Genomic DNA, 14,648 nt, shown 5'->3' with positions numbered 1-14,648 from the left:
AAATAAAGAATGGAGAAATTAATATTTCAAGGTAAAACTATATATTCAAGTAAATTTGAGGATATCTATTATGATCCGCAATACGGACTTGAAGAGAGTATTTATGTATTCATTAAAGGCTGTGACCTAGATAGAGAACTTGAGAATCTACAAAGAATAACAATCGCAGAATTAGGATTTGGAACTGGTCTTAATTTCATAGCGCTTTTAAAATATTTAACAGAAAATAACTTCAAAACAAAAATTAATTATTACTCAATTGAAAAATTCCCACTTAAAAAAGAGCAAATCAAAAAAATATCACAATTTTTTATCAAAGATATACACTATTTTAAGATATTGCTTAAAAAATACCCCAATACACCAATTAAAAACATAAAATACCAAATAACAAACAATATTAATCTGAAAATCTTAGTGGGAGATGCTAGGGAAAAACTTAAAGAACTACCAAAATACATAGATTACTGGTTTTTAGACGGATTTAGTCCAAACAAAAATCCTAAAATGTGGAATAAGGAAATATTTGCCATAATCTCAGAAAAGAGCAAAATTGGAACAAAACTTTCAACATTCTCTGCAGCAAGAATTGTAAAAGATGGATTAAAACTAGCCAATTTTAATTACTCTAGAGTAAAAGGATTCAACAATAAAAAACATATGCTTAAAGCACAAAAGGAGCAATAAATTTATTCAAAGAGGCCAAAAAATTAAGAAGCAAAAATGTAAATTTTTAAAAACAGTTCTACATGACTAACACAAAAGCTATCTAATAACCTAAATACTAGAAATACTTTACATAAACACAATATAACCAAAAGCAATATTATCTTAACTTAAGAAGATTAGTACTATCTCCTTAAGTTATCAATATAATTGTTAATTTTTGAAATGAAAGAATCAAATTCTTCTAATTTTGACTTCTCAAGATCAATAATCTCACCAGGAGCATTTGATAAGAAATCTTGATTTTGAAGCTTTTTCAAAGTTACATGTTTAAGTCGATCATATTTTTCTAGTTGTTTACTAAGCCCTGCAAGCTCTTTATCAGTATCTATTAAACTCTTAATATCCGCAAAACTTTCAAAGTCAACATTAGGAACACCTATCATATTATCATAATTTTCATTGTAAAAAATGCAATCAAAGTTAATCAGTTTCTTTGCAATATGTTCATGCTCCTTAAAATATCCCTCGTATTTAAAAGTATTGCCAAATTTCAAAGCAACATTAATCTTAATATTAGGAACTATACCAAATTCACTCCTAAGAGTTCTAATTGATACAATAAATTCTTTCAATAAATTAAACCGCTGAAACTCCTCCTTAAAATCTCTTTGACTAATAAACTCAGGATACTTTTCTAAAGCTAATACATCTTTCAAAGACATAAGCTTAGAATAAAGCTCTTCAGTAATAAAAGGTATAAATGGATGCATAATGCGTAAAGATTCTTTCAAGAAAAAAACTAACTTAGAAATAGTCATATTCTGAAGATTAATATCATCACTACTTAAATTAATTTTACTAATTTCAATATACCAATCACAAAAATCATTCCAAAAGAACTCATATACTGCTTTAGTAGCCTCATTATACTTATAATTTTTAAAAGCCCAATCTAGAATGGCAACAGTTGAATTTAAACTCGTAAGTAACCATTTATCGACACTATCTAACTCTAACCTGTCTAATACTACCCTACCCTCTAAATTTGATAAAATAAATTTAGAGGCATTAAATACTTTATTTGAAAATTTAGCTCCAAACATAAAATCTTTAGTATCAATATTCAAATCCTGACCTTGCACAGATAAAAATGCAAGAGTAAAACGCAAAGCATCACTTCCATACTGATCGATAATTTCAAGAGGATCTATACCATTACCTAAAGATTTTGACATTTTTTTGCCCTTCTTATCTCTTAAAAGGGGTGTTATATATATATCTTTAAAAGGAACTTGACCTGTAAACTCAAGTCCTGCCATTACCATTCTTGCTACCCAAAAAAATATTATGTCATAAGCAGTAATCAAAGTATTTGTAGGATAATAATTTTTAAAATCAAGAGTAATCTCTGGCCAACCAAGAGAAGAAAATGGCCATAACCAAGAAGAAAACCAAGTATCAAGTACATCTGGATCTCTAACAAAACCCCTGCCTTTATGCTCTTCACTTAGTGAGGGATCAGATTCACTAACGATAATTTCTCCTGTCTTAACATCATACCAGGCAGGAATTCTGTGCCCCCAAACCAACTGTCTAGATATACACCAATCCTTAATATTTAATAACCAATGTTTATATGTATTCTCCCACTTTTTAGGATAAAATTTAATCTCACCGTTTATTAAAGCTTTTAAAGCAGCATCAGCTAAAGGTTTCATTCGTACAAACCACTGATTCGATAAATAAGGCTCAATGATCTCACCAGATCTATGACAATACCCAACCTGATGTTTATGACTCTTAACATCTATCAAGAACCCTTGGTCCTTTAAATCCCTTTCTATCTTGCTCCTTGCAGCACTAACACTTAAGCCTTGATACTCACTTGGAACATTCTCATTTAGTTTCGCATCCTTAGTTAAAATATTTATCTTAGCAAGATCATGTCTTTTTGCAATTTCAAAATCATTAGGATCATGAACAGGTGTTATTTTTAAAGCGCCACTACCAAATTCCATATCAACATAACTATCTGCTATTATCTTAATCTTTCTATTTACAATAGGAACTGTAACGTCTCTACCAATTAAAGATTTATACCGATCATCATTAGGATTAACAGCAACAGCCACATCTCCAAAAATTGTCTCAGGTCTAGTCGTTGCAACTTCAATAAAAGTATCATCATCTAATAAATATTTAATAAAATAAATCTTGCCAATAACCTCTTTATACTCAACCTCTTCATCACTAACAACACTTCCAGACCCAGGGTCAAGGTTTACAAGGTATTCTCCCTTATAAATTAATCCCTTATTATATAAATCAATAAAAACTTTATTAACAGCTTGAGAAAGCCCAGCATCAAGAGTAAACCTCTCCCTAGAATGATCATAAGAAGCCCCAAGCTTTTCTATTTGATTAACAATTATTTCTCTATGTTTATTCTTTAATTTAAAGATTTCTTCAACAAATTCTTCACGACTAAAATCATCTTTACTTTTTCCAAACTCTTTAAGCTGTTTTTCAAAAACTGCTTGGGTTGCAATTCCAGCATGATCCGTTCCAAAAAGCCAAAGAGTATTAGCGCCCTGCATTCTCTTATAACGAACAAGGATATCTTGTAAAGTAAAATTAAGGGCATGCCCCATATGAAGAATGCCTGTAACATTTGGAGGGGGTGCTACCATGCTAAATCTCGACTCAATCCCATCATTAGGACTAAATACACCATTATCTAACCATTTTTTATAAATTTTATCTTCAAAAACTTTAGGATTATAATTTTTTGAAAGTTCATCGCTCATTACTTAAGATCATCTCCTATATCCATTCGACTTAGATTTTCAAAAAGCTCATCATAATTACTTGAATTCATAATATTATGAAAATACTCGCTACGTCTTTCATCTTCATTAAAATAAATTTTAAAGTACTTCTTAAGTTTATTAAAATCCTTAGTAAGACTCCAGGTAGAATGAAAATCCGTTATATGCAATTTTAATATATTTAATCTATAATTTAAATTGTTACTCAAAAAGTTTGGCAAACCTTTTCTAAATAAGTTTAAATTCCTAAAAATCCCACAACCAAACATTACTCCATCAATAGAATGCTCCCTTACAATCTGATGTGCTTGCTCTAGACTTAAAATACCTCCATTGCCAATAATTAATGCAGAAGGATTGATTTGATCCCTCAGCTTAACAAGCTCATCAAACACAGCAACATCTATAGGCCCTTCACTCTGATTAACAGCAAGCCTGGGATGCACAATCAACATATCAATACCTAGTTCCAGTAAAAATCCTAACCAATCTTCAACCTCAGAATAAAAAAACCCATGTCTTGTCTTAACACTAAGAGGCAATCCAAATTTCAAACACGCCTCTTTACTTGCCATAATTATTTCACGGGCCAAAGATTTATTGTTAATTAAAGCAGAACAAACTCCCTTTTTAACTATTTTTTTCTTAGGACAACCCATATTAAGGTCAATACCCCAAAATCCCAAATTACTTAAAATTTCTATTGCCTTAAAAAATTCATCAGGCTCCTTTCCCCAAATTTGAGCAATCAATGGTCGATTAAGTTCATCATTTTTTGTCAAAATATGTTGAATTGACTGCTTTGATTTATTTAAAAGTCCTTTTACGGAAATAAATTCGGTAAAATAAATATCAGGCACATCCTTTCCATTCCCTATTAAATGAATTAAATTTCTAAAAACAGTATCTGTGACATCTTCCATTGGAGCCAAAATCATAATGGGACGACTCATATTACTTAAAAAATTCATAAAATAAATATATAATAAGACAACATTATGGTAAAGAAATGCACAAAATGAATTTCAAAGAAATCAGTATGCCTTACAGAAAAATAAAAAAAATTTCAAAATTAACTAGAGATAAATTTAAGAGCATATTAAAAATCAATAAAGACATAATAATTTTTTCTAATAACTTTTATTACAAAAATGCTCACACCGCAATAAATAACCACATAAACTTTACGGAAAATCCCTTAACTAGAGACAATGATGATAATTTGGAGCAAGATTTTAAGCAATGAGCTTGGGGAACAGCAATTCAAAATTAAAAGAATTTATAAAAAATGTTTACTCCTCGGTCTCAGGGCTAATAATCACAACAATATCTAAGACAAACTTTTTTAAGACAATAAGTGCAAAATTAACTGAAACGTCAACAATGCCTGAGATACATGGTGAAGTATATCTCAAAATGAATACAATAATAATTCCAAATATCATAAACATGAAAAAGATGCAAAAAGAAGCTTTAAATCATAAGAAAGTTAAAATAAATTCGGTAAAAATACCTAAAAATTTGCAAAATTATTAACAAGGATACTTACTAAAATTGAAATTAGTTGAATACATGCTCAAACAAGCAGAATTAAACATCAAAGGCTTTGTAAAAAGGAATACACAATTAAAGATGATAGAAAAAATAAGCAAAGCCTTTGAAAATGAAAATTTTTTAGTCATTGAAGCACCAACAGGAACTGGAAAAAGTCTTGCCTACTTAATTGCTGCTATTGATTTCATTCAAAAAACACAAGAAAAAGTAATAATCTCAACAGCATCTATTAATCTTCAAGAACAACTCATTAAAAAAGATATCGAGACATTAGAGAAGCTCATTCCTTTTAAAATGAGATTTGGGGTAATTAAAGGAATGAGAAACTATCTCTGCCTTCGCCGGCTAGAAGAACTTGAAAAAAACCTTTTAACATATACATTTAATAAAAAACATTTAGAAGCACTAATCTACTGGACACAAAATACAAAAACAGGTGATAGAGATGAACTCCATTTTATAGATGAACAAATCTGGGAAGAAGTATCAGCAAGCCCTGAAACATGTTCAGGTATTACCTGTCCTGACGAAAATAAATGTTTTTTCAAAAAGGCAAGAAAAAAAATATTAGAATGCGATATTATCATAACCAATCATCATTTACTTCTAAATGATCTCTACATAAAAAATGAAATATTAACAGAAAAAGAAAATTATGAAAATGGCTCTGAAAAAAATCATGAAGAGATTAATTTAATCTTGCCTAATATAAAAAACATAATAATTGATGAAGCTCACTATTTAGAAGAAGCTGCAAGAACCCTATTTAGCAAGAATTTTTCAAGAATTGGGATAAAACAAATTTTTACAAAAATAGATAAAATCATAAAAAAACAAAACATAAATGGTCCATACAAGAAAAACTTTGAAATTGCAACAATGCTAAGCTTTGAGAATATTGAATATATAATAAAAATACAAAAAGATTTTCCATCAATTTATAGAATTACCAATGATACACACAAAACAGATTTTTATATACGAATTAAAACACATTTACAAAATATCATATCTAATCTAGAAAATTATAAAACATCCATTACATCAATAACACAAGATATGGAAAACAAAACAGCAAAAATTGAACTAGAAAGATTAATTAAAAATATAGAATATAAAGAATTATTAATTAAAAAATTCATCTCTGAAAATCAATATGACAATTTTTGTTTTTGGATAGAAAATAAAAAAAATATACCTATATTTAAAACATCAGAGATTTATTTAGGTCCTGGTCTAAATAAAATTATGTATAAACGAGCAAAAAGGATAATTTTTACTTCAGCCACTCTCATGATAAATCAATCATTTTCATATTTTCTAAAGCAAACGGGACTGAATTTAATTGCTCAAGACATAGAAATGGAAAAATTGACATACCCTTTTTCCTATAAAGAAAAATCAATACTCACAATTACATCAGATATTGAAGACCCCAATAAAGAAGAAGAATTTTTAAATCAATCAACACAGTACATTAAAGAACTAGTAATATTAAACAAAGGAGGAACTTTAATTCTTTTAACCTCATTTAAAAGTTTAGAATATATAGGAAAAAACATTAAAGATTTCCTACGTGAAAATGACATAAACCTTTTCATACAAGGAGAATTGCCAAAACATGAACTCATAAATTCTTTCAAAAAATCACAAAAAAAAAGTGTACTTATAGGAATGAAAAACTTTTGGGAAGGAATTGACATTAAAGGAGATAAATTAACAATGGTCATAATTCCAAAATTACCATTTCAAACCCCCTCAGATCCAATCTTAATAGCAAAAAACGCATTGGCTACAAAATCAAATGAAAATTTTTTTACACAAGAAACACTGCCACAAGCAATAATGAAATTCAAACAAGGATTTGGAAGATTGATTAGAGATTCAAAAGACTATGGCATTATAGTATGCTTTGACAAAAGAATTTTTGAGAAAACTTATGGTAAATTATTCCTACAAGCCCTACCTGAGATTAAGACTTACTACCTAAACTTTAAAAATATCAAACACATAATAAATACATTCTTTAAAGAGATAGAACAAAACACTAATCTATAGAAATATTATCTCCTGGAATCTTAGTCTTTCTTACCAAAATATCCTTATATCCTGTAGATTTAATAAGTTCAACATTCTTATGAACATCATCAGCATAAGTAGGAATAAACACTGTAAAAAAAGGTCCATGGGAATGCACTAAAACATCAAGTCCAGCTTTTTGAAGTATTTTATAAGCTCTTTGAGCATAATCTTTAATCTTATAAGAACCAACTTGTATATAGAAATCTGGTTCCTTAGTAGAATTATTTAAAATCTTTTCTGCAACCGCAGAGTGATCTTTATCTAAAGCAGCTTCTCTCTCCAATTTTGAAGCAGAAACAACAGAATCATCCTTAAAAGAATCTTCACTATTAACAGTTTTTCTAGACCCTTGCGTTACAACTTTCTTCTCATCCAATTGTTCTAATACTTCAATTTTTACAGGAGCAACACCTATTCCTAAAAAATCTAGCTTTTCAGCAGCAGATTTTGATAAATCAATTATTCGATCCTTTCTAAAAGGACCCCTATCATTAATTCTTACAACAACTGTCCTATTATTAAGTAAATTAGTAACTCGTAAAACAGTATTAAATGGAAGTTCCTTGTGAGCAGCCGTAAGAGCTGTCATATCAAATTTTTCACCATTAGCAGTAGGCTTGCCATGAAAAGCTTCTCCATACCATGAAGCAAGCCCCACAGTAGCACTCTGCAACTGAGTAACAGCAAAAAATAAAAATAAAAATCCAAATCTAAAGCCAATACCCATAAGGCTAAACAAACTTACCATACCACGTATTATACCATATTGCATATTATAAGATAAAGAAAGCTTAAGACTTATAACATAAAATCACTCAAACTAAGCGAACCTAAATTGTTTATTTGCAATTTTTTTGCTTTAATGAATAAGTAAGTAAAATAATAGGAAATGACATTAATGAAAACAGAGATTATAGAACAATCGGAAATAAAAAAAGCAGCAAAATTTATAAGAGCAGGGGAATTAGTAGTATTTCCCACAGAAACAGTATATGGAATTGGGGCTAATGCATATAATGATGACGCTGTACGAATGATTTTTCTAGTAAAGAAGCGTCCTATTACAAACCCTTTAATAGTACATGTTGAATCAATAAAAAAGATAAATGAACTTGTCGAACATATACCAAAAAGTGCACTGATTTTAATGCAAAAATTCACTCCAGGCCCGCTAACATTTATACTAAAGAATGCAGGCAAAGTATCTAACTTCATAAGCGGAGGACTTGAAAGCATAGCAGTAAGAATACCATCAGAACCTGTGGCTTTAAAGTTAATAAAAATGAGCGGAGTTCCAATAGCAGCCCCATCAGCAAACTTGTCAAGACGTCCTAGTGCCACTAATTTTGAAATGTCAATCAGAGAACTTGACGGTCTAGTTAAGGGAATTATCAAAAAAGATGAAGAATCAAAAATTGGAATAGAATCAACCGTTATAGGATTCGATCTTAAAGGAAATATATCAATACTAAGACCAGGTTCAATCACAAAAGAAATGATAGAGAGAGAACTTAAGGGGGCATTTAGAGTCGAATATTCAGTGGAAAAAGAAATGCTCTCTAAATCACCTGGAAACTTACTAGAACACTACAGACCACGCATCCCTGTTTATCTATTTAAGCAAAAAGATAATATAAGATGGCATGCCTCACAAAAGGATACAAAAGTGCTCATTATGAGAGATACTTTTAAATCATACTGGTTTAACAGGTTTTGGGATATGAATAATATTTGTGTTTTCAACACATTAGAAGAATATGCGAAAAACATTTACAAAGTATTTGTAGAATCTGAGAAAAAATATAAACAAATACTTGCTGAATTTGTAGATAACAGTCAACTTGGATATTCAATTAACAATAGACTTAAAAAAGCCAGTCTGAATAAATTTATTTTTAAAAGCAATACAACAATACATTAAAATTAACTATCCAATAATTCCAAATATTTAAGGGCAATAGGATCACTTGAATCATATTCAAGAACTATTTCAAAATACTCTCTAGCCTCTTTACTACGTTCCATCTTTAGATGAAGAATTCCAAGATTTGAAATAATTTTGATATTATCAGGTTCAAGCTTTAAAGCTTTAAGTAAATATTTAAGACTATCATTAAACTCAACAAGTTCCATTAAACAGATTGCAAGCTCATTCATGGCATCGACATTCTTAGGATCAAGAAACAAAACTTTAAGAAAAGCCTCTTTTGCCTCAGAGTAAAGCCCCTTTCTTCTATATCCCCATCCAAGCAAAAACCAAGCATTCCAAGAACCTTCATGATATTCTAAAAGTTTAACAAGTTCAGCAATAGCTTTATCTTCCTTTGATAAAATTATTAGATCATATACTCTCTCAAGATTTAAGGCTAAACTTTGATGAACTCCTATAGCATTTAAAACCTCACTTACCTTACTTCTTAATCTTAAATTATTAGAAATTTTCAAATAATGTTTAAGCAACTCTTGTGCCTTGTCTAATTTGTATTGTTTAACAAAGAAAAAACCAGCATTTGCAAACACATTTTCATTTGGACTTTCAAGTTCTAAAAGTCTTTCATAAATCTTTAAAGCATTTTGATTACTAGTTAGAGCCTCCATATTTTGATCAACCCTTAAGAAGTTTTCAGCCATTTTCTCATACAATAATGCCAAATTAAAAAGAAGAACCTCATTCTCATCATCAATACCCTTTAATGCCAGAAAAATCTCAAGAGCCAAATTATAATCCCCCTCATCAACCTTAGTAAGTCCAACATGAATAAGCATATTGACAATATTCGGATTTAAAGCCAAGAGAAGCTTTTTATAATAAGGAAAATTAACATTACCTTGATCATAAGCTGAGATCTTAAGAATCGCTGACATAACAGCCTCAAAATTAAGTTCATCTTGAGAAAAATGCTGAACATCACCAACCTCAACGGGTAAAAGTATCTTAGGATCAAATATAAAATCTTTAATTTGACTTGTAAAATCTTCTGGAAGAGAAACATAAACAATATTCTTAAGCATAAATCCCCTAATTAAAGTAATCATGGATTAACATAGTATAAGCAAGGGGAATCTTTTCCTCGCAGAATGCAATGCCTAAAGCTAAAACCTTACCATTAGGAGTTTGAATAACACTTAAATTTCTTGCCTTGCCCACAATAGATACTTCCTTGCCTGCAATATCAAAACTTAAAGTTAAATCAGGATTACTCTCATCCATTCCCTCATAATCAAAATAAGATATTAAAAGTGCACCTCCATAAGACATGTCTTTAATCAAGCACTTATGCTTAACGCCTTTAACCTTAATAAAAGCTTTATCAGAACTAAGATTAAGTTTTCTAATTGAATCCTTATCAATAATAATACGCTCATGAATTCTTTGATTCTGTCCAAGCTTCAAATCAAGCAATTTGCCAATCTTAACTGCAATCTCTTCTGAGAGGGGAGATAAAAAATCTAGAGTCAACAAATTATACTCCTTCTCTTGAACAGAATAAGAAGATGTATTTACCAACTTAACGATTAAAGAGGGAATAAAAAAAGAATCATCTCCAACATTATCAAAGCTCTTAAACTGAATATTGCCTGAATTTCCATTTTGTGCCAAAACAGGTAAAACTTTATCATCCTGTAAAATAAGCTTAATAGCACTCATAGAAATAGAATAAATTACACCATTTGCTACATAAGTACCAATTCTCATTTCAACAGAATTTTTAATATTAAGGAAACTGTTGATTTCAGTACTCATCTTAATTTCTTTACCCTTATACTTAGCTTCATAAGCTTTTATTTTTCGAGACAAAAACATAAACCTCTCCTTTGAAATCTAACAAACATGTTAAAATTGATATTCAGGAACATTAAAGCAATAAAATTCAAAAATTTTAAGTTATGCATACACTTTAAAGTAATTCTATCCCAAAATATTAGATACAACCAATAGTTCGTAACTTATTCAACATAATATATAGAAATCAAATTCATATCCAAATAAAATCAAAATGCAAAATCAATTGCATAAACAAGAGCTTTTAAAAAACCTTAAGAAAAAAACTCTTATTTAAGTTACTAGCCACACGTAATTCTCACTTATCAACAAAAAAACAATACTTTATGAAATATAGACTCCCATATTTCTCATTCCTTGCCTATTTACATTACAGAATCCACATAGTACATATAAGAAGGAATTATAACAGTATTTTCACATTAATAACAACTCATGAGAAATATCAATTTTTAACATATTTATAGTATAATTATGCCAGAAGGATATAACTTGAAAAGGATTAACTTTAGTAAAAAAGATAATATACTCATTTATCTAACATATTTTACTATTAGTTTCTCTATTATTTTACTATCAATTACAATAGCTGAAACTATAAACATTCAAAGAGATAAAAAATTTGGTGAGGTAAACCCTGCTATACCATCAAAACTTTTTGACACCAATGGCAGGATAATAACACAATTTATATCTGATGAGAATAGAGAACTACTCTCTTTAAGAGAAATGCCCAATAACTTAATAAATACACTTTTAATACGCGAAGATCTTAGCTTTTTTTTCCACAGAGGCTTCTCACTTATGGGAATTTTAAGGGCTGCTTTTAATATTGCTCTTGGAAGATATTTCTCAGGAGGAAGTACTTTAACACAACAATTAGCAAAACTTCTCTATACCAACCAAGCAAAACGATCGATCTTAAGAAAACTAAATGAAATTTGGTGGGCCATACAACTTGAAAAGAAACTATCAAAATATGAAATACTTGAGAAATATCTAAATAAAGTCTATTTTGGAAACGGAAATTACGGAGTAGTAGCAGCTTCAAAATTCTTTTTCAACAAAAGGGTCAAAGATATTAACACTGCAGAAGCTGTTTTAATGATTATACAACTACCAAACGCAAAACTCTATTCACCATTTTATAATCCAGAATTCGCTAAAAAAATACAAAAGGCAGTATTAAATCAAGTAGCATCTAACGGAATTATTAGCCCTGAACTAGCTGAGGCAGAATTTAATGAATACTGGACAAACTACGATTGGACTCGTATGGCAGACACATCAGCTATCTCTGATAAAGAAGATAATGCACCTTATTTCTCAGAATACATAAGACAAAGAATAACTAAACATCTCCCAGCCGGAGCAAACATATACAAAGACGGGTACTCAATATACACAACACTTGATCTTAATGCTCAAAAATATGCAAATGAAGTTACGCAAGAAATGATTACAAAAGCAAGAAAAATGTATAACTCTACCAAATCATCTGAGACACTGATAATTAACTCAGAAATAGTGCCAGTAATTGATACAATATCTGATTTACTTGGAATAAGAAACACCAGAGTAAACGGCAAACAATATAAAAAATTAAGAACAAGAAAATTTTACGAGGATAATATTGATTTAATTGCAAGCTTTGCAGCAATATTAGGCATTGATAAAATAGACAAAGCAACAAGAGAATACACAATTAACAATACAACAAATCCAAATTTAATTGTACAACCAGAAGGTGCATTCATAGCACTAGATACCGCAACAGGGGCAATTAAAGCAATGGTTGGAGGAAGCGGATATAGAAAGGGAAGCGAATTTAACAGAGCGACCCAAGCAAAAATACAACCTGGAAGTGCATTTAAAGCCTTATACTTCTCAGCAGCTATTGATCTGAAAAAAATAACAGCTGCAACAATGTTTTCAGATTCTCCAGTAGCCTTTTTCAATCAAGAAGGAGAAGTTTATGCTCCTGAGAACTACGGGGGCAAATGGAGAGGAAATGTATTAACACGTAAAGCACTAGCTTTATCTTTAAATATTCCCTCTCTTAGAATACTCGATATGTTAGGATTTGAAAATGCAATTAAATATTCTGCTAAATTATTAGGAATAAAAGATCAAAATGAAATAAACAAAACCTTTCCTAAAGTATATCCTCTTGCACTCGGTGTCATATCAACATCTCCAATACAAATGGCAAGAGCATTCGCAATTTTGGGAAATAATGGCAAAGAAATAGAACCATATGGAATTAAATACATTGAAGATAGAAACGGAAAAGTAATAGCAAATGTAGAATCTGAAACACTAACAGCAATCAAAAACAAAGGAGCTAATGCACAAATAGTATCTCCTCAAACTGCCTATATTATGACAGACATGATGAAATCAACAATACAATACGGAACATTAGCAAATCAAAGATATACAAATCTTAAAGACTTCGAATCTGACATTGCAGGAAAATCAGGAACCACTCAAAATTGGGCCGACGGATGGGCAATAGGATATTCACCCTACATAACAACAGCTTTATGGGTTGGCTTTGATAAAAAGGGATATTCATTAGGAACTGCTGGAACAGGAACAGGTATTGCTGGTCCTAGCTGGGGCAAATTTATGGCAGAATACCATAAGAACTTACCTAAAAAAGTTTTCATAAGACCTAAAGGAATAATCAATGTGCAAGTACAATCAGAAACAGGACTATTACCAGAAGGAGTACCTAACGAAACAACAATAAATGAAATATTCATTGCAGGTACTCAACCATTTGAAAAGTCAAGATACTACGAAAACAAATCTGAATTTTTAAACAAAATGGAATTTAATGTTTATGGAATTGATAAAATAGATGACAATGATGAACTAAACATTGAGATTAATGAATTTGAATATCTTATGGATGACTTTAACAAATTAAATGAAATAGACAATAGAACAGAACCTGAAAATGACATCAATGAAACTAACAATAATAATCCAGATAGTAATTTAGAAACTGAGTTAGAAACTGAGAATAATAAAGCAAATATGAATCATGATATGCCAGATATAAGAATAGAGGATACTATCAATAACACAAAGACAAACAATATTGATATAGACGATAATACTAATATAGATTATAATATTGATACAGATGATACAGATAAAGATAACAATAAAGAAATTAAAGACAATGAACATAAAGATAATACAAATAAAAAAAGCTCTATTACTGATTACAATGAACAAATTGATGATAATGAGCACAAAGATGTAAATGGAGATAATATTCAATTGGATTAATAAATATGTTAATAGATTTAGAACAAATAAAAATTAAAAGACGAATCAGACAAAATATAGGAGATACCACAACTCTTAAAGAAAGTATCAAAAAGCATGGTTTAATTTATCCAATAATAATAGATAAAAACAAAAATTTAATAGCTGGTTTTAGAAGATATCAAGTATTAAAAGAACTTGGGTATAAAGAAGTCGATGTTAAAGTAATTCCCATAGAAGATAAAAAAGCTCTACTAGAAATTGAACTTGATGAGAATAATACCAGAAAATCATTTACAAAAAGTGAAGCAGAGGCAGGAGAAGAGCAATTAAAAAATTATTCAGAAAAAAATATAATTATAAGATATATAAATCTCATAATACTTAAAATAAAAAAAATACTTAAAATAAAAAAATAAAATTAAATTTAAATACATAAAAAATATAAA

At 29.6% G+C, this 14,648-nt stretch carries 12 protein-coding genes; 7 read left to right on the top strand and 5 right to left on the bottom strand.

From position 1 onward, the window contains the following. The first annotated feature begins 9 nt into the window (after positions 1 to 9). Positions 10 to 687, top strand: coding sequence for a tRNA (5-methylaminomethyl-2-thiouridine)(34)-methyltransferase MnmD (gene mnmD, locus bhYOR_RS03760; protein WP_025400043.1), 678 nt, complete (start codon positions 10 to 12; stop codon positions 685 to 687). A gap of 164 nt (positions 688 to 851) precedes the next feature. Here mnmD and valS read toward each other — a convergent pair whose 3' ends face one another. Then, positions 852 to 3,476 (bottom strand): valine--tRNA ligase, encoded by a 2,625-nt coding sequence (gene valS / locus bhYOR_RS03755; RefSeq protein WP_025434122.1) that lies wholly within the window; start codon positions 3,474 to 3,476, stop codon positions 852 to 854. Then, positions 3,476 to 4,468, bottom strand: a complete 993-nt coding sequence (locus bhYOR_RS03750) for a tRNA dihydrouridine synthase (RefSeq protein WP_025400041.1) — start codon at positions 4,466 to 4,468, stop codon at positions 3,476 to 3,478. The genes valS and bhYOR_RS03750 overlap by 1 nt, the downstream gene beginning before the upstream one ends. 47 nt (positions 4,469 to 4,515) lie before the next feature. Here bhYOR_RS03750 and bhYOR_RS03745 point away from each other — a divergent pair, with 47 nt between their 5' ends. Genes bhYOR_RS03745 through bhYOR_RS03735 form a run of 3 tightly spaced genes read left to right on the top strand, consistent with a single transcriptional unit; the run spans position 4,516 to position 7,109 of the window. Then, positions 4,516 to 4,743, top strand: a complete 228-nt coding sequence (locus tag bhYOR_RS03745; protein WP_025400040.1) for a hypothetical protein — start codon at positions 4,516 to 4,518, stop codon at positions 4,741 to 4,743. A 2-nt stretch (positions 4,744 to 4,745) separates the two neighbouring features. Beyond that, positions 4,746 to 5,033 (top strand): hypothetical protein, encoded by a 288-nt coding sequence (locus bhYOR_RS03740; RefSeq protein ID WP_247088220.1) that lies wholly within the window; start codon positions 4,746 to 4,748, stop codon positions 5,031 to 5,033. Between the two features lie 18 nt (positions 5,034 to 5,051). After that, complete coding sequence (locus bhYOR_RS03735) at positions 5,052 to 7,109, top strand: ATP-dependent DNA helicase (RefSeq protein WP_247088218.1); 2,058 nt, start codon at positions 5,052 to 5,054, stop codon at positions 7,107 to 7,109. Here the strand turns inward: bhYOR_RS03735 and bhYOR_RS03730 are convergent. Beyond that, complete coding sequence (locus tag bhYOR_RS03730) at positions 7,099 to 7,881, bottom strand: septal ring lytic transglycosylase RlpA family protein (RefSeq protein ID WP_038452344.1); 783 nt, start codon at positions 7,879 to 7,881, stop codon at positions 7,099 to 7,101. The genes bhYOR_RS03735 and bhYOR_RS03730 overlap by 11 nt on opposite strands. A 150-nt stretch (positions 7,882 to 8,031) precedes the next feature. Between bhYOR_RS03730 and bhYOR_RS03725 the strand changes: the two genes are divergently transcribed. Continuing rightward, positions 8,032 to 9,054, top strand: coding sequence for an L-threonylcarbamoyladenylate synthase (locus bhYOR_RS03725; protein ID WP_025400036.1), 1,023 nt, complete (start codon positions 8,032 to 8,034; stop codon positions 9,052 to 9,054). A 2-nt stretch (positions 9,055 to 9,056) separates the two neighbouring features. On the opposite strand, the gene bhYOR_RS03720 is transcribed toward bhYOR_RS03725, so the two are convergent. Together bhYOR_RS03720 and plzA are read right to left on the bottom strand one after the other, a co-directional pair. Then, positions 9,057 to 10,145 carry a tetratricopeptide repeat protein gene (locus tag bhYOR_RS03720; protein ID WP_241763800.1) on the bottom strand — a complete coding sequence of 363 codons (1,089 nt, stop codon included), beginning with the start codon at positions 10,143 to 10,145 and terminating at the stop codon, positions 9,057 to 9,059. Between the two features lie 7 nt (positions 10,146 to 10,152). Next, positions 10,153 to 10,938: a c-di-GMP-binding receptor PlzA gene (gene plzA, locus bhYOR_RS03715; RefSeq protein WP_025434119.1), complete on the bottom strand. Its 786-nt coding sequence runs from the start codon at positions 10,936 to 10,938 to the stop codon at positions 10,153 to 10,155. 453 nt (positions 10,939 to 11,391) lie between these two features. Here plzA and bhYOR_RS03710 point away from each other — a divergent pair, with 453 nt between their 5' ends. Together bhYOR_RS03710 and bhYOR_RS03705 are read left to right on the top strand one after the other, a co-directional pair. Beyond that, a complete protein-coding gene (locus bhYOR_RS03710) occupies positions 11,392 to 14,220 on the top strand; it encodes a penicillin-binding protein 1A (RefSeq protein ID WP_025400033.1) in 2,829 nt (942 codons plus the stop codon). Between the two features lie 5 nt (positions 14,221 to 14,225). After that, the gene (locus bhYOR_RS03705) at positions 14,226 to 14,618 is read left to right on the top strand and encodes a ParB N-terminal domain-containing protein (RefSeq protein WP_247088216.1); all 393 of its coding nucleotides are present in this window, start codon (positions 14,226 to 14,228) and stop codon (positions 14,616 to 14,618) included. Positions 14,619 to 14,648 lie beyond the last annotated feature (30 nt).

The organism is Borrelia nietonii YOR, from assembly GCF_023035795.1.
Classification (GTDB): domain Bacteria; phylum Spirochaetota; class Spirochaetia; order Borreliales; family Borreliaceae; genus Borrelia; species Borrelia hermsii.
The sequence above is the reverse complement of the archived record's forward strand: the minus strand, read 5'-3'. Positions and strand labels throughout refer to the sequence as shown.